Below are 16,297 nucleotides of genomic sequence, written 5' to 3'. Positions count from 1 at the left end.
GGAGTTCATCTTGAACAGAAAGCACCATGTCCATGTCGTCATGCCGGTCCTGCTGACCACGCTTTTGGCGGCCTGTGGAGGGAGCAGCACGGACAGCGCATCGAGCAGCAGCCCCAGCAAGTTCGCCGGCAGCCGCCAGTTGTCGGCCACCGACGCCACCACCTGGAACAGCGTGAAGTTTGGCGGCGGCGGCTACGTCTCCGGCCTCATCTTCCATCCGACTTCGCCGCACGTGCTGTACGCACGCACCGACATCGGCGGCGCCTATCGCTGGAACCAGAAGACCTCGTCCTGGACGCCGATCACCGACGGTTTGGGTTTCGGGGCGGCCGAGAGCAGATTCCATGGCGTGGAAAGCATCGCCGTCGACCCGACCAACGACCAGCTGGTCTACATGGCGACCGGCATGTACACGTTTGGCAACGGTCGCCTGTACATGTCCAGCGACCGCGGCGACCATTGGACGCACGTTGACCTGCCGTTCCCGATTGGCGGCAACAATGCCGGCCGCGCCATGGGGGAACGCCTGATGGTCGACCCGAACCTGCCATCGACGCTGTTGTATGGATCGCGCACGGCCGGTCTGTGGAAGAGCACGGACTCGGGCCGGACCTGGGCGCAGGTCACCTCGCTGTCGGGCGCAACGATGACCCAGGACCAGGTCAATGCCGTTGGCGGCAGCGCCATGGGCGTCGAACTGGTCGTGTACGACACCGATATCCGCGGGCCGCACAAGGGGAACAAACCTGCCAAGGATCCCGGCGCGGCAACCCAGACGATCTACGCCGCGATCGCGCCCGACTACGCCAGCGCGGCGGGCCTGAGCGCGAGCCTGTACAAGTCCGGCAATGGCGGCGCAAGCTGGACCGCGGTGTCGACGCCGGTGTCCGGCTACCACATCCCGCATATGGCGCGCGCCGATGACGGCATGTTCTATGTCGTGTTCACGCAGGGCGCAGGCCCGGGTGCGGGCGGCCCTGCGCGGCTCTACAAGTTCGACGGCAGCAACTGGACCCTGCTCAAGAGCGAGGATCCGCTCAACGGCATCAACTTCGGCATGGGCGGCGTGTCCGTCTCCGGCAGCGGCGCGACCACCCGCATTGCGCTGGGCGTGAGCAACTCCTGGGGCAACTGGAACGGCCAGCAGATCGTGCAGCTGTCCGACGACGGCGGCAAGACCTGGCGCGAAATCGAAGCGATGACGCCAGGCGAGACCGCCTCGGGCTGGGTCGACGACGTCGAGATCGATCCGTCCAACCCGGACCACGTCATGCATGTCCACGGCGGCGGCATCATCGAAACCTGGAACGCCTCCGCCGCCAAGCCGACCTGGAAGGGAACCATCACCGGCATCGAGGAGACCGCCGCTATCGCCGTGGCCACGCCGCCGGCCGGCGCGCCCTATCTCTTCATCAACAGCTCGGGCGACGTCGGCACCTGGGTCGATACGGACCTCACGACCACGCCCACCCTGAATCCAGGCCTGGGCTGGAGCAACGGCAACTCCGCCGACATGGCATGGTCCGATCCGCTGTACATCGCCGGTATCGGCGTCGTCAACGCGAGCAACAGCGCAGCCGGCTACTGGTCGGGCGACGGCGGCAAGACCTGGGCGATGTTCGCCAGCCTGCCGCAAGGCGCCGCGCAAAACACCAGCGGCGAATCGAACCTGGTGGTCACCGCGCGCAACAAGGCGGTGTGGGCCCCGGCCAATTCAGTGCCTTCCTACACCACCGACAACGGCGCCACCTGGACCCCGACCAATCTGCCCGCGCTCTCCGGTGTCGGCATCAACCGCGGCTACCGCCTCGCCGCCGACCGCCAGAACCCGAACAAGGTCTACGCCTACAACTCGGGCGGCGCATGGTGGAACCAGTGGTCGGACACGGCCCACTTCTGGTACTCGACGGATGGCGGCCACACCTTTACCGAGAGTGCCGCGCTCAAGGGCATGAGCCCGATGGTGACCGGCTTCGGCAATGTGTCGCTGGCGGTGAACCCGAACGCGGAAGGCGACGTCTGGCTGGCTGACGGCAACGCCATGTATCACTCGACGGACTCGGGTGGCACATGGACCAAGCTCGGCAACTTCACCTCGCTGTGGGGCAGTGGCGCCACGGGGTTCGTGCCGGACGTGCAGGGTGCCACCTTGGTCGCGCTGGGCAAGGCGGCTCCCGGAGCCTCTTACTCGGCCGCGATCTACGTGGTGGGCGCGGTCAACGGCCAGTGCGGCGTGTACCGCTCCGATGACGGCGGCGGCAACTGGACGCGCTTCAACGATGATGCCCATCAGTACGGTGGTATCGGTGTGATGGCGGCGGACCAGGCTACTTACGGCAGGATCTACTTCTCCGGTACCGGCCGTGGCCTGCTCTACACGAATTAATTTCGTGTGATGTCATCGTCGTGCACGGCAACTGGGCCGTGCACGACGATGAAGCTGGCTTACTCAGGCCGGGTGGACGACAGCAAGGCGGCGTCGCCCCAGGTGACCGGCTGCTGCGCATTGCCCGGCGTGGCACTGCGCGCCACCAGTTCTATGCTCTTGACGCCGGAGACATCGGCGTCCAGCGCCTGCGCCGGCTGTCCCCAGCGCAAGGCCTTGCTCTTTGCCAGCAGCTTGCCGTCGCCGTAGATCATGAAGGTGACGGCGTGCTTGCGGTCCTGGGCGGTATCGTCCACGCCCACTCGTGTGGTGATGTGGCGATAGCCGTGATTGCGCACCTCCAGCCGGGAATTGGCCAGGATGCCGATGCCGGCGGCGTAGCGCGTGCCGGCGATCTGCAGGATCTGGCCGTAAGGCGTGCTGTCGGCGCGGGCGCCGCCCCAGCCGGCATACATGGGCCGCTCGCCGGGGCCCTTGGTGCCGGACCAGGCGGCCGAGGAACGGAAGAGGGTGGGGTCGGGCTGCGGTTGGGTGACGCCATCGACCGCCGGATTGACGCTGCCAGGCTGTTCCGAGAGATACAGGCCGTGGGCCAGTTCCCGCGCACCCTGGACGCGGAAGATGCGCGTCTCCCGCGGCGCCACGCGCAGCTTGGTCTCGTTGGTGAACGTGGTGTCGGTCTTGCTCCACAGATCGGTCAGCGTGATCGGCGCGTCCTTGCGCAGCTTCAGGTGCTCGGCCGTCAGATCGACGTCGATGGCGGCGACGCCGCGGTTGAAGATGGCCAGCGCCTTCTGGCCCGAGGCCAGCTGCTTGACCAGGATCTGCAGGTCGTTGGCGTCATAGGCCACCGTGGCCTGGTTGCCGGCGGCGTCCTGGTTGAGCGCGATGATGTCGGCATTGCCCAGGATGTCTATTAGGGCCTGCGGCGTGGTCCGGAGGTCGGCGCCGATCAGCAGCGGCGCGTTGAGCATGGCCCACAGCGAGAAATGCGAGCGCGCTTCCACCAGGTGATCGGCATCGAAGTCGCCTTTGCCGATGAACAGCATGTCGGGATCGTTCCAGCTGCCGGGGTGCGCATAGAGCTCGCGCTTGGCGGCGCTGTCGAAATTGCTGAGCATGCGCGCCCAGGACGGCGTGATGTCGTCGCTGGTGCGCGAGACATTGCCGTAGTTCTTGCCCCAGGAACGCACATCGCCGGCGCCCCAGATGCACAGCGACAGCAGGAAGTCGCCGTTGGGCCGGTAGCGCCGCAGCGCCGCGTTGATCTGGGTGAATTCGGCCTGCACGGCCGGAATGTCGGAGCGGGTCACCGTCTCCAGGTCCAGCACCGGCGGCAGCGCGCGATACTGGCCGGAGCGCACCTTGGCGTCGTTGGCGCCGAACGCGCGCACGCCGCAGCCGTCGACCTTGATGTAGTCGAAGCCCCAGTCGGCGAAGTAGAGCTTGATATCCTGGTCGATACGGCCGTACAGGCCGACTTCGCGTTCCAGCACGCTGCCCTTGGGCAGGTCGGGCGAGTCGGGGGAAAAGGCCTGGGAACAGGTGTTGCGGCCCAGGTCGGAGTAGATGCCGGCCTTGAAGCCCATCGCGTGCAGCTGGTCGGTGAAGGGGCGGAAGCTGCTGCCGCCGGCCGTCACGGAAGAGGGGAAGCGGTCCGGGCGGATCAGCAGCCGGCCGTCCGGGATGCGGCGGTGCGCCACCCAGCCGTCGTCCAGATTGATGTAGCGATAGCCCTTGGCGGCCAGACCGCTGTCGAGGATGCGCTGGGCCGAGCCGAGGATCTTCGCCTCGTCGATATTGGTGGCGAACGCGTTCCAGCTGTTCCAGCCCATCGGTGGGGTGGCTGCCTGGCCGGCCGTGTAGGCGCTCCAGCCGGCGACGGGCGCCAGCGGGTCTGCGGCCGCGTAGCCGGTGGCCATGGCCAGGCATAACGGTAACAGTGTTCGCCAGCCCGGGGTTGCTTGCTCTTGCATCAAAAACTCCTTTTCTATTGTGATGAACGGCGCCGCGGCGCCATGTGTCAGCGCAGCTCGAGCTGGAAGCTGCCGACCGGCAGGTCGTCGGCGCTGAACAGATTGATGAACGGCGCGTCGGCCCAGGCATAGCGTACGCGCGTGATGCCGGACTTGGCGTCCTTGACCGCGCCGGGCAGCACCACCGTCGCGCCCGCCGCCCGCGCGGCGGTGTAACGGCAAGCCGCGACCGTGCACACTTCAAAGCCCAGGGCGCGATCACCTGAGTACGTCACCAGGCCGGCACCCGCATCGCGGAAGGCGATCACGATATCGTTGCCGCTGCGCTTGGCCGATACCGGGTAAGGGCTGCCGGGCGCGGCCGGTTCGCCATACGCCACGGCGCGCGCGGCGCGCGCCAGCCGTTCGCCGACGATGGTCTTCTGGGGCGGGTGGATGTCGAAGCGGTCGCCCAGGTCCAGCGTGACGGCCAGGGCGGCATGGGCGTCGTGGGCCACGGCCTCGGCCTGCGCCGCGCGCAGCTCGGCCCAGCCGGACTTGCCGGGCGCGCGGGGCGCGTCGCCGAAGGAAGTCAGCTGGTTGACCAGGAAAGGCAGTTCGGGCTGGCCGAAGCGCCCGCGCCAGTCGCGCATCAGCAGGGGCAGCAAGCTGCGGTATTCTGTTGCCGCGTCGGCGTTGGCCTCGCCCTGGTACCACGCCACCAGCTTGAAGCGATAGCCGACCAGCGGCGCGATCATGCCGTTGTACAGCGTGGTGAGGCTGTTCGGCCAGTCCCAGGGCGCGGATGGCACGGAAAGGCCGCGCAGCGCACTGCCGCGCTGCACCTTCCACGCGGCCGGCAGCGCGATCTGCTGGCCGTCGGCGGTGGCGATGCTGCGCTGGTCGGGCGGGCCCGACAGGCCGCCGCCCTGGCCGCCGCTCAGCACGCGCAGGGCGATCACGTTGCGGCCCGGCCGGAACAGGCCCGCCGGCACGGCGTATTCGCGCCAGATCCAGGGGATGCTGGCGCCGCCTACGCGCACGCCGTTGACCCAGGTGGTGTCGCTGGTATCGACCGGCCCCAGGCGCAGCGCATTGGCCGCGCTGGCCTGGGCTTCCGTCAGGGTGATGCTGGTGCGGTACCAGGCCACGCCGTCGAAGTCCTTGAAGCCGGCCAGGCCGCTGTTCTTCCACGATCCGGTCGGCGTGACGGACGGCCAGGCGCTGTCGTCGAAGTCCGGCGCGGCCCATGCGCGCTGCGCGGCCGCGGCCGGATCGTGCGCGCGCCACCAGGCCTCGCTGCGGGCGTCCTCGGCCTGCATGGCCGCAGCCGGATCGGCGCCGTATTGGGTGACGGCGGCAACGCCGGCCTGGTAGTCGCCGAAGGTGCGCAAGGATTCGGCCCCGATCCAGCTTTGAATCGTGGTGCCGCCCCAGCTGGCGTGAATGAAGCCGACCGGAATCCGGTAGCTGGCCTGCAGCGAGCGCGCCATGTAGTAGCACACGGCGGAGGCGTCGCCGACCGACTCCGGGGTCAGCGGGGTCCACGCCACCGGGCCCTTGAGCTCGTCCTGTGGCGTCATGGCGCTGTGCTTCTGCACGTTCAGGTAGCGCAGCTGCGGGTTGCCGGCGCCGTAGGTGGCGCCCTGGGCGTTGGTCGAGGCGCGCTGGGCGAATTCCATGTTGGACTGGCCCGAACACAGGTAGACGTCGCCGACCAGGATGTCGGCGCGGCGCAGGGTCTGGCCGTCCGCGTGCGCGCTCAACTGGTAGGGGCCGCCCGCCGGCTGCGGCGGCAGCGTGAGGCGCCACTTGCCTTGCGCGTCGGCGTTGCCGTGCGCGCTGCGCTGTCCCAGGGTCACGGTCACGCTGTGCCCGGCGGTGGCCGTGCCCCAGATGGTGATGGGCTGGTCGCGCTGCAGGACCGCGTGGTCGGAGAACAGGCGGGCCAGTGCAAGTTGGTCCGCCTGTGCGGGCAGGCTCAGGCTGCCGAAGGCGAGCGCCAGCAGGGGCGCGGCAAAGCGTGTGGTCTCCGTCATGGTGCTTTTTCGTTGAGGTTGTCGATGGGGTTTGGGCCGGATTGTGCGACCTGGGCTGGGTTCAGACAATTACGAAAACGCTCAAATGGCCGAACATAATTGAAGAAGAAGCGCGGCGGAGACGCTTGTTGCAGGGATCGCTCGATAGAATAAAGGTCCGTTTATTCGAGGAGGAACATGATGAAGAAATTGCTGCCCGCTGCCCTGGTCCTGGCCTGCCTTGGCGCGACCGCGCTGCCGGTCCATGCGGAGGTGACCCGGAGCGCGCGCGGCCTGGTGGTGGCGACGGCGCAGGGCACCGTGCGCGTCGAGCCGTGGAGCGAGCGCGTCGTGCATGTACTGGTCGGTCCGGCGACGGACTGGGACGGCAACTACAATCCCGCCGTGATCGCCCAGCCGGGCACGGTGGACTGGTCGGCCAGCGAAATGCCGGACTACTACCAGCTCAGCACCGCGCTGCTGCAGGTGCGCGTGGCCAAGGCCGGCGGGGCCGTCAGCTTCCTCGATGCGCAGGGCAAGCTGCTGCTGTCCGAGTCCGGCCGCGACATCGCCAGCAACGGTGTCATGCAAGGGTTCGATTACGCCGGGCCGGTGTTCGGACTGGGGCAGCACCAAAACGGCAAGCTCGACTACAGCGGCAGCACGGTGCGCTTGCAGCAGGCCAATCGCGATGTGGCGGTGCCGATGCTGGCGACGCCGGCGGGCTTCGGCATCCTGTGGAACAATGCCGCCGTCACCGAGGTGGAGGCGGGCCTGCCCAACGGCCATTATCCCTTGGCCTTCCGCTCGGAGGCCGGGCCGGGCGTCGACTACCATTTCATCCTGGGACCGGAACTGGACCAGGTGGTGGCGGGCTACCGCGAGCTGACCGGGCGCGCGCCCATGATGGCGCGCTGGACCTGGGGGCTGTGGCAATCCAAGGAGCACTATGCCAGCCAGGATGAGCTGCTGGGCATCGCTGCGCGCTACCGCGCGCTGCAGGTGCCGCTGGACGCGGTGGTGCAGGACTGGCAGTACTGGACCCCGGGCGCCTGGGGCGAGCACCAGATGGACCCGGCGCGCTATCCGGATCCCAAGGGCATGCTGGACCAGCTGCACGCCGAGCATGTGCACGCCATCATTTCCGTGTGGGCGCGGTTTGACGGCGGCACCCGCAACGCCGCCGCGCTGGAGGCGGCCGGCGCCCTGTATCCCCAGCTGTACAACAACGTCTATCCCGCCGGTAAAGGCCGCTGGTACGACGCCTATTCGGCCAGCGGCCGCCAGCTGTACTGGCAGCAGATCAGCCGCACGCTGGGCCAGTCCGGCTGGGACGGCTGGTGGCTGGACGCCAGCGAAGCCGAGCTGGGCGGCTGATGGGGGCAGATGCGCGAGGTCGCCACGGCCGCCGGTCCCGGCACGGCGGTGTACAACGCCTATCCGCTGCTGCACACGACGGCCGTGTTCGAGGGCAGCGCCAAGGATGCGCCGGCCAAGCGGCCGTTCATCCTGACCCGCTCGGCCTACAGCGGCCAGCAGCGCAATGCCGCCATCACCTGGTCCGGCGACACCATGGGGACCTGGGAGGTGCTGCGCGCGCAGCTGCCCGCCGCGCTGAACTTCACGCTGAGCGGCATCCCCTACTGGTCGGCCGACATTGGCGGCTTCTTCGGCGGCGATCCGGCCGATCCCGCTTATGCCGAGCTCTATACGCGCTGGTACCAGTTCGGTGCGTTCAATCCCATGTTCCGCGTGCATGGCACCGGCGAGTCCAAGGAGATCTGGCGCTTCCCGGCGGCCACGCAGAAGATCCTGCGCGACGTGACAGCGCTGCGCTACCGCCTGCTGCCCTACATCTATTCGGCATCGTGGGACGTCACCAGCCGCCACGGCACCATGATGCGCGCGCTGGCCATGGATTTCCGCACCGATGCGCAGGCGGTCGCCACGGCCGACCAGTACATGTTTGGCAAGGCGCTGATGGTGGCGCCCGTCACGTCGCCCAACACGGCGGTGCGCACGGTGTATTTGCCGGCCAACAGCGAATGGTTCGACTTCTGGACCGGCCAGCGCTACGCGGGCGGCAAGGTGGTTGCCGCCAAGGCCGATATCGCCACCATTCCGCTGTTCGCCCGGGCCGGCAGCATATTGCCGCTGGGGCCGCAGCGGCAATATGCCGACCAGGCCAGCGCCGAGCCGGTCGAACTGCGCGTCTATCCGGGCCGCGACGGCAGTTTCGAATGGTATGACGACAGCGGCGACGGCCCGGGCTATGCCCAGGGCGAGCATGCGCTGCGCCGCTTCAGCTGGGACCAGGCGCGCCGCCGGCTCACCATCGCGCCGTGGCAGGGCAGTTTCCCCGGCCTGCGGCGGGAGCAGGCCTTCCTGGTGCGCTGCGCGGCGGCGCCGGGCAGGGCGGGGGTGCGCGTGGTGGCCGCTGGCGCCCCGGTCGAGGTGTCCCTGCCGGACTGCCGCTGATGGCCAAGCTCGGCGGCGCGCAGGGCGCTTGCGCAGCGCCGCGCTGAGCATTTCGAACAGGGTGCGCCGCCAGACCGGCCACGGCGACAAAGGCCTTCAAATCGTGTACGCCGTGATTGATGCGCATGGTGCATTAATCGGCTTAAAAAATGCAATTATCAAATTCCGCCATCTGGCGGATGATTCTTCCATTCGGTCAACAGACTCGTCATCAGCCTCGGCAAGAAGGCTAACAATATCAAGGAGACAAAAAATGCGCCATTCCTGCGCTCTCACCGCATTGCTCGTCACGAGCAGCACCTGCCTGGCCCAGACTGGCATCGACCTGTACGGCATCATCGACGTGGGCGTGCGCAGTACCAGCGGCCTGGGCGCCAGCAACGCGCCCACCCCGTCCGGCCAAGCCAGCGCAGTCAGCAGCGGCACCGATGAAACCAGCCGCTTTGGCATCCGCGGCCGCGAGGCGCTGGGTGGCGACTGGGCCGCGCTGCTACGCCTGGAAGGGGGTATCAACGCCGACACCGGCGCCTCGGCCAAGAGCGACCGCCTGTTCGACCGCGACGCCTGGGTCGGCCTGGAGACGCCGTATGGCACCATCGCCGCCGGGCGCCAGCCCACATTGCTGTCCGACGCCCTGACCCCGATCGACCCGATCGGCAAGCGCGACGCCAGTTTCAATCCCAATATCAATGTTGCCGGTCTGAGCAATACCGCCTTCGGCACCCATGCCTTCGGGCGCCAGTACGGCCCCAGCGGCTACAGCGACAATTTCTACCGCCTCGACAACACGCTCAAGTACACCTTCAAGTCCGGTCCCTGGCAGGCGCGCGCGTCGTGGTCGGCCGGCGAGGTGGCGGGCGATACCCGGGCTGCCTCCGCGCGCGGCGCCGCGCTGGCCTACCAGGACGGGGCCTGGGCGCTGTCCGGCGCCGCCATGCAGTTCCGCAGCAAGGAAGACCTGCCGCTGGACGCCTGGCTGCTGGGTGCAGCCTACCGCCTGGACGCCTGGCAGTTCAAGGCCACCATCGCCCGCAACCAGGCCGACACCGGCCCGAAGCAGACGGTGCACCAGCGTGTGGATTCGGTCGGCGTGAGCCGCACATTGGGGGCCGGCCTGTTGCTCACCACGGCCTGGTACAAGGTAAGGCGCGAAGCCAGCGGCTTTGTCAATGACGGCTTCGACCGCGCCTTTGTCTACCTGGAAAAGGCGCTGGGACCGCGCACCACCACCTATGCCGAAGCCGATTACACCAGCTGGCGCGGCAATGCCGCCGGCCTGAGCGGGACTCGTCCCAATGACAGCCACGGCGCCGGGCTGACGTTCGGCCTCATGCAAAAATTCTAAAGCACACCAGCAGACGCCATCGATGCGGTCATCATGGTGGGCGCTGCCCTTGGCAAGCTGATGGCCGAAGGCCGCCTGGCGCCGGGCCGCAAGGCGGCGCCGGCCAATTCGCCGATTGCCTGCGGCCAGTTGCGCCAAAGCCTCGCCGGCCTTCCGCTTTGCCGGATCCAGCGCCGATAAAATTTGCAATTTCACCTTGAGAAGATTAGTGTATTTAAGCAAGGGCACGTGCGAACACGGCCATTGTGGGATGGCGCCGCCGCGTAGAAAAAAAATCATTATCGTGGTGTCAAGGAGTTGACATGAAGTGGTTCTTGAACCTGAAGATGGCATATAAATTGTTGCTGTCTTTCTTTGCCGCATTGAGCCTGACGCTGGCCATCGGCATTTTCGGCATTTACCAGAACGCCCGCCTGAACGGCGCTTCGACCACTGTCCTGCACGTTACCTTGCCCAGCGTGCGGTACGCGCTGCTCATGAAGGCAACCTTGAACCGGATGCGCGTGTCCGAGTTGCAGCATATTCTTTCCACCGAAGCGTCCGACTACGACTACTACGAGAAGAGCATTGCCAGCCGCACCAGGGAATTTACCGAGTACGAGAGCAAGTACCGGCCCCTGGCGCATTCGTCCGACGAGCTGCGGCTGATGGCGGAAGTGGCGTCGGCATTTGACGCGTATCGGAGCGCGGGCCGCCAGGTGCTGGCCTTGTCGCGCGCCGGCAAGCAGGAGGAGGCGCGCAAGGCGATTCGGGGCGACTCGGTCAAGCTGTTCCGCCAGGTGAATGACGTGGTCGATAAGCTGGTGGAGCTTAGCCAGGTGGAAAGCGATGCGGCACTGGTCACCAACAACGATTTGTATACCTCTTCCCGGACCTGGATCATTGCCATTCTGGCGCTGGCGGTGCTGGTCAACGCGACGCTGGCCCTATGGATTGCCGGCTTGATCAGCCGGCCTTTGCGCGCCGCCGTCGGGGTGGCCGAAAGCGCCGCCCAGGGGGACCTGACCGCCAGCATCGAGGCGGAAACGCGCGATGAAATCGGCCAGCTGCTGCGCGCCATGCAGACCATGAGCGCCAACCTGCACCGGCTGGTGGGACAGGTGCGCGAAGGGACGGACACGCTGGGCATCGCATCGCGGGAAATCGCCGCCGGCAATCTCGACCTGTCGACCCGCACCGAAGAGCAGGCCGCCTCGCTGGAGGAAACCGCGTCGGCCATGGAAGAATTGACCTCGACCGTGAAGCAGAACGCCGACCACGCCAGGCAGGCCAACCAATTCGCCCGCTCCGCGACCGAGGTGGCGGGCCGCGGCGGCCAGGTGGTGGGCGAGGTGATTTCCACCATGGACGCCATCAATGCTTCGTCGCACAAGATTGTCGATATTATCGGCGTGATCGACGGCATCGCCTTCCAGACCAATATCCTGGCCCTGAACGCCGCCGTGGAAGCGGCGCGGGCGGGCGAACAGGGACGCGGCTTTGCGGTGGTGGCGAGCGAAGTGCGCAACCTGGCGCAGCGCAGTGCCGCCGCGGCCAAGGAGATCAAGGACCTGATCCACGACTCGGTCGAGAAGGTGGGCGCTGGCAGCAAGCTGGTGGATCTGGCCGGGCACACCATGCAGGAAGTCGAGCAGAGCGTGCGCAAGGTGAGCGATATCGTGAATGACATCAGCGCCGCCACCCAGGAGCAGAGCGTGGGCATCGAGGAAGTCAATACCGCCATTATCAAGATGGACGCGGTCACCCAGCAAAACGCAGCGCTGGTGGAGCAGTCCGCTGCCGCAGCACAGTCGATGCAGGATCTGGCCGCGCAGCTGTCCACCTCGGTGAGCGTGTTCCGGCTGGCGCGTGGCGGCGAACGTCGCGCCGCCAGGATGCTGCCGGGCCGCGCCGGCCAGGGCATATGATGGCATGAGATCGTCCTCCGGGAGTGCCTGATGTCCAATGTCTTGCCACGGCTGGGATGCGGTATCGGGGGCATGCTGGCCGGGTGCTGCCTTGCGCTCGCCAGCAGCGCCATGGCCAGCGGGATCACGGTGCTGCGCGTGGCGGCCCAGGAAGGCACGGAACCGAAGTTCGTGCCCGGCCCGCAGGGTAGCGTGATCGGAATGTGCATCGATATCATGCGCGCCATCGAGCGCATCGCCCCCGGCTTGCGGTTTGAAGGGCATCAGCAGTGGATGCCGCTGGTGCGGGTGCTCTACGAAGTGTCCATCGGCCAGCAAGACGCCGCCTGCGGCCTGCAGCGTACGGTGGAACGGCTGCCCCTGTATCATTTTCTCGACCAGGAACTGTTCATCGTCAACTATGTGCTGGTGGCGCGCGCCGACGAAACGGCAATCATCAATAGCTGGGACGATGTCCGCAAGTTGGGTCCGCAAGCCGTGCTGCTCACTAACCGCGGCTTCGCGGCGACGAGCTTTCTGGAGCAGCTGGGCGGCTTGCAGATTGATGGCAGCGCCGCCAGTACCGCGGTCAACCTGCAAAAGTTGATCGCCGGCCGGGGCCGCTTTTTCGTGCACCGCACCCCCGGCCTGCAGGCCATCCTGGTGCACAGCGGCGTGGCCGGCAAGGTGCGCATTATGCCGACGGTGATGTCGCGGGCGCCCTTGTACATGGCCCTGTCGCGCCAGCTCGACCCTGGCGTCGCGGAACGGGTCCGCAGCGCCCTGGACCAGATGGCCCGCAGCGGGGAGCTGGATCAGTTGCTGCGGAAGTGGGACCAGTAAGGTCTGGTGCCGCATCGGCTTGCAGTGGTACGTGTAATTGTCAGCCTCGTTGGTGAGTTTCATACTTGCGGCGGCTGAACACAACGGGCAACATTTCAATCGTGGCGATCGATGTGCGCACCATGTTGGCGATGCGCGGCGCCGGTCCGATCGCAAGAGCCGCCGCCGGCCTGCATGGAGCTGGCCGTGGCCTACCGCGGCGTGGGGCACGACCTGCCGAGACATAATCACTAACCCGCCCGCCCGGAAGGGCCGCCGCCTAGCGCGGAAAGGATAACAATGAGACGACGAGAACTGCTGAAACATCTGGCCGCTGCCATTCCGGCGCTGGCCGTATCCCCCCACCTTTTTGCGGCGGATGGCGCGGCCGAATCGATGGCCGAAGGACCGTTTGCACCTGACTGGAAGTCGCTGTCCGCCTACCGTACGCCGGACTGGTTCCGCAACGCCAAGTTCGGCATCTGGGCCCATTGGGGGCCGCAGTGCGAGCCGGAGTTCGGCGACTGGTACGCGCGCGGGATGTACGAGGAGGGTAGCGAAGCCTATCGCCATCACCTGGAGAAGTACGGCCACCCGTCCGAATTCGGCTTCAAGGACGTCATCCAGCACTGGAAGGCCGAGCAGTGGGATCCGGACAGTCTGGTGGCGCTGTACAAGAAGGCCGGGGCCCGCTACTTCGTTGCGCTGGCCAATCACCATGACAACTTCGACCTGTACGACAGCAAGCACCAGCCGGAATGGAACGCAACGCGCATCGGTCCCAAGCGCGACCTGATTGGCGGCTGGAGCAGGGCCGCCCGCAAGCAGGGCCTGCGCTTCGGCGTCAGCGTGCACGCGGCACACGCCTGGACCTGGTACGAAGTGGCGCAGGGCGCCGACAAGAATGGCCCCAAGGCGGGCGTTCCCTACGACGGCAACCTGACGGCGGCCGATGGCAAGGGCAAGTGGTGGGACGGATACGATCCGCAGGCGCTGTATGCGCAACGGCACCCACGCAGCAAGTCCGACGCCGAAGGCGGCAACTACTATGAGCAATGGCACTGGCGCGGCGGTGCTTCTTTGCCCGGCAAAGCGTATGCCGACAAGCTGTTCGACCGCACCGTCAACCTGATCGACGCCTACGATCCGGACCTGCTCTACTTCGACGATACCGTGCTGCCGCTGTACCCGGTCAGCGACGTCGGCATGCGGCTGGCGGCCCATATGTACAACCGCAGCGTCATGCGCAAGGGCCAGGTGGAGGCGGTCGTCAACGGCAAGATCCTCGATCCGGTGCAGCGCCAGAGCATGGTGATGGACATTGAACGTGGCCAGAGCAACCGGATCGAGCCGCTGCCGTGGCAGACCGATACCTGCATCGGCAGCTGGCATTACGACCGCCGCATCTACGACAACAAGGGCTACAAGAGCGCGCAGACCGTGGTGCAGACCCTGATCGACGTGGTCAGCAAGAACGGCAATCTGCTGCTGAGTGTCCCGGTACGCGGCAACGGCACCATCGATGAACAGGAGCGCGCGATCGTGGAAGAAATCGGACGCTGGATCGCGGTCAACGGCGAAGGCATCTATGACACCCGTCCCTGGCATGTGCTGGGCGAAGGGCCGGTCATGGAAGCGGTGGCGCCGACCGAGGGCGCGGGCTTCAACGAGGGCAAGAACCGGCCTTTCAGCGCGCAGGACGTGCGCTTTACCACCAAGGATGGCATGGTGTACGCCTTCGTCATGGGCTGGCCGGAGAACGGCAAAGTGAGCATCAAGTCCATGGCCGGCGGCGGCGCCTACCTGAAGCGGCGGGTGGCGCGGGTGGAGCTGGCGGGACGCCGCAAGCCGCTGGCGTTCAGGCAGGATGCCGATGGCCTGCACGTGACGCTGCCGTCCGAAAAGCCGGTGCTGCCCTACGCCTTCGCCCTGAAAGTGGTCTGAAGCGCTTGACCGGCAGGCTCCCGGCCCGCCGGGAGCCTTCACATCCTTTCGGTTAAACGAAAAGGCATGGTAATCAATTTGTCGAACGCAAAAAAGAAGCCATAAATTATGTGCCGCACCTTGCGCAATTTCATCAAGGCCTTGCCGGTATTGGCGCTTCCCCTGGCGGCAGGGGCGCAATCGAACACGGTGCTGGGGCCTCCTGATCACCGCATCCGGGTGGCGATGTATGTGGTGTATGACTCGCCGCTGGTGATGGTGGCGGACAATCCGGAAGCGTACAAGAACCCGGACGGCAGGCCGGAGAGCCCGCTGGACTTCCTCGCAGGCGGGGTGCGCTGTCGCGCCGAGATACTGCAGGACGGCAAGGATCGCGGCCACCTGGCCGCGAGCACGGCGCAGCCGGGCCAGAACAGCCGCATCAAGCTGGCGCTGGCGGGCGGTGGTGGCGCGCTGGTGGTGTTGACGCCGTTGGCGGGCGCGCAGGCGCACAGGACTGCGCCATGAGAACCGGCCGTCATATGCTCGCCCGCGCGGCGGCGCTGGCGGCCGTACTGGCCGTTGCTGTGGCGGCGCGGGCTCAAAACGCCGGCCGGGAAGCCAACCCTGAGCAGCCTCGCTCCGGCCCGCCCCCCGGCGTCTACCAGCCTGCGCAACTGGCGGCCGATGACGTGCGCGCTTTCCCAGTTCCGCCGGGCGGATTTGCGGACGCGCGGGCCGGGGTAGCACAGGGCAGGGTGGAGGAGTTCAGCTACGATTCGCCGGTGACGGGCACGCGGCGCAAGGCCAATGTCTATCTGCCTGCGGGCTATAGCACGGAGCGCCGCTATCCCGTGCTCTACCTGCTGCACGGCTTCGGCGGCACCCTGGACGACTGGCGCTACTATGTGCGTTCGAACGCCGTCCTCGACAACTTGCTCGCGGATGGCAAGGTGGTGCGGATGATCGTCGTGATGCCCAACGGGCGCGCGCGGGCGGACGACAAGCCGCCGCCGCCGGAACGCAGCTTCACGCCCGAGCATATTGCGGCCTTTGCCGCCTTCGAACGCGAGCTGATGGAAACGCTGATACCCGCCATCGACCGGCAGTACCCGACGCTGGCCGACCGCCAGCACCGGGCGATTGCTGGCCTGTCGATGGGCGGTGGCCAGGCATTGAACTTCGGCCTGGGTCACCAGGAAAGCTTCAGCTGGGTGGGCGGCTTCTCGTCGGCGCCGAATACCGCCGCAGCCGCCGTGCTGTTGCCCGATGCGGCGCGCGCGCGGACCCAATTGCGCTTGCTGTATCTGTCGTGCGGCAGCCAGGACGGCCTGTTCCACATTTCGCAAGACTTCCACCGCTACCTCAAGTCCAGCGCCATCCCGCATGTGTGGAATGTCGACCCGTACAGTCACGACCGCGACAGCTGGGCTGAGAACCTGTATGACTTTGCCCAGCTGCTGTTCCGCTGACTAACGGTCATC

11 protein-coding genes and 1 pseudogene are annotated in these 16,297 nt (G+C 66.8%); 10 read left to right on the top strand and 2 right to left on the bottom strand.

The genetic code is table 11. The features are described from left to right. The first annotated feature begins 10 nt into the window (after nucleotides 1-10). Nucleotides 11-2,386, top strand: coding sequence for a dockerin (locus ACSQ3S_RS22225; protein WP_436143806.1), 2,376 nt, complete (start codon nucleotides 11-13; stop codon nucleotides 2,384-2,386). 59 nt (nucleotides 2,387-2,445) lie between these two features. Here the strand turns inward: ACSQ3S_RS22225 and ACSQ3S_RS22220 are convergent, their stop codons facing one another. Beyond that, nucleotides 2,446-4,362: an NPCBM/NEW2 domain-containing protein gene (locus ACSQ3S_RS22220; protein ID WP_436143805.1), complete on the bottom strand. Its 1,917-nt coding sequence runs from the start codon at nucleotides 4,360-4,362 to the stop codon at nucleotides 2,446-2,448. 47 nt (nucleotides 4,363-4,409) lie between these two features. After that, complete coding sequence (locus tag ACSQ3S_RS22215) at nucleotides 4,410-6,380, bottom strand: sialate O-acetylesterase (RefSeq protein WP_436143804.1); 1,971 nt, start codon at nucleotides 6,378-6,380, stop codon at nucleotides 4,410-4,412. 177 nt (nucleotides 6,381-6,557) lie between these two features. Between ACSQ3S_RS22215 and ACSQ3S_RS22210 the strand changes: the two are divergent. The 9 genes and pseudogenes from ACSQ3S_RS22210 to ACSQ3S_RS22170 all read left to right on the top strand — a co-directional run. Beyond that, nucleotides 6,558-8,213 (top strand): annotated as a pseudogene (locus tag ACSQ3S_RS22210) (TIM-barrel domain-containing protein); the annotation flags it as partial. A 42-nt stretch (nucleotides 8,214-8,255) separates the two neighbouring features. Continuing rightward, nucleotides 8,256-8,837 (top strand): DUF5110 domain-containing protein, encoded by a 582-nt coding sequence (locus ACSQ3S_RS22205; protein WP_436145066.1) that lies wholly within the window; start codon nucleotides 8,256-8,258, stop codon nucleotides 8,835-8,837. Between the two features lie 253 nt (nucleotides 8,838-9,090). Beyond that, on the top strand, nucleotides 9,091-10,182 hold the full coding sequence (locus ACSQ3S_RS22200; RefSeq protein WP_436143803.1) for a porin: 1,092 nt from the start codon (nucleotides 9,091-9,093) through the stop codon (nucleotides 10,180-10,182). Between the two features lie 33 nt (nucleotides 10,183-10,215). After that, nucleotides 10,216-10,362, top strand: a complete 147-nt coding sequence (locus tag ACSQ3S_RS22195) for a hypothetical protein (protein WP_436143802.1) — start codon at nucleotides 10,216-10,218, stop codon at nucleotides 10,360-10,362. A 122-nt stretch (nucleotides 10,363-10,484) separates the two neighbouring features. Continuing rightward, a complete protein-coding gene (locus ACSQ3S_RS22190; protein WP_436143801.1) occupies nucleotides 10,485-12,089 on the top strand; it encodes a methyl-accepting chemotaxis protein in 1,605 nt (534 codons plus the stop codon). 30 nt (nucleotides 12,090-12,119) lie between these two features. Then, nucleotides 12,120-12,911, top strand: coding sequence for a substrate-binding periplasmic protein (locus ACSQ3S_RS22185; protein ID WP_436143800.1), 792 nt, complete (start codon nucleotides 12,120-12,122; stop codon nucleotides 12,909-12,911). A 279-nt stretch (nucleotides 12,912-13,190) separates the two neighbouring features. Next, nucleotides 13,191-14,834 (top strand): alpha-L-fucosidase, encoded by a 1,644-nt coding sequence (locus ACSQ3S_RS22180; RefSeq protein WP_436143799.1) that lies wholly within the window; start codon nucleotides 13,191-13,193, stop codon nucleotides 14,832-14,834. A gap of 108 nt (nucleotides 14,835-14,942) precedes the next feature. Then, on the top strand, nucleotides 14,943-15,341 hold the full coding sequence (locus tag ACSQ3S_RS22175) for a hypothetical protein (protein WP_436143798.1): 399 nt from the start codon (nucleotides 14,943-14,945) through the stop codon (nucleotides 15,339-15,341). Further along, a complete protein-coding gene (locus tag ACSQ3S_RS22170) occupies nucleotides 15,338-16,285 on the top strand; it encodes an alpha/beta hydrolase (protein WP_353403096.1) in 948 nt (315 codons plus the stop codon). The genes ACSQ3S_RS22175 and ACSQ3S_RS22170 overlap by 4 nt, the downstream gene beginning before the upstream one ends. Nucleotides 16,286-16,297: the final 12 nt, after the last annotated feature.

This window comes from Duganella sp. LjRoot269, assembly GCF_964254095.1.
GTDB lineage: Bacteria > Pseudomonadota > Gammaproteobacteria > Burkholderiales > Burkholderiaceae_D > Rugamonas > Rugamonas hordei.
This window is presented reverse-complemented; position numbering and strand designations above follow the sequence as displayed.

Bases quoted from the DNA above. Each gene is read 5' to 3' on its own strand.
- ACSQ3S_RS22220 (WP_436143805.1), bottom strand. From the start codon at position 4,362: ATGCAAGAGCAAGCAACCCCGGGCTGGCGAACACTGTTACCGTTATGC.
- ACSQ3S_RS22215 (WP_436143804.1), bottom strand. From the start codon at position 6,380: ATGACGGAGACCACACGCTTTGCCGCGCCCCTGCTGGCGCTCGCCTTC.
- ACSQ3S_RS22205 (WP_436145066.1), top strand. From the start codon at position 8,256: ATGATGCGCGCGCTGGCCATGGATTTCCGCACCGATGCGCAGGCGGTC.
- ACSQ3S_RS22200 (WP_436143803.1), top strand. From the start codon at position 9,091: ATGCGCCATTCCTGCGCTCTCACCGCATTGCTCGTCACGAGCAGCACC.
- ACSQ3S_RS22195 (WP_436143802.1), top strand. From the start codon at position 10,216: ATGGTGGGCGCTGCCCTTGGCAAGCTGATGGCCGAAGGCCGCCTGGCG.
- ACSQ3S_RS22190 (WP_436143801.1), top strand. From the start codon at position 10,485: ATGAAGTGGTTCTTGAACCTGAAGATGGCATATAAATTGTTGCTGTCT.
- ACSQ3S_RS22185 (WP_436143800.1), top strand. From the start codon at position 12,120: ATGTCCAATGTCTTGCCACGGCTGGGATGCGGTATCGGGGGCATGCTG.
- ACSQ3S_RS22180 (WP_436143799.1), top strand. From the start codon at position 13,191: ATGAGACGACGAGAACTGCTGAAACATCTGGCCGCTGCCATTCCGGCG.
- ACSQ3S_RS22175 (WP_436143798.1), top strand. From the start codon at position 14,943: ATGTGCCGCACCTTGCGCAATTTCATCAAGGCCTTGCCGGTATTGGCG.
- ACSQ3S_RS22170 (WP_353403096.1), top strand. From the start codon at position 15,338: ATGAGAACCGGCCGTCATATGCTCGCCCGCGCGGCGGCGCTGGCGGCC.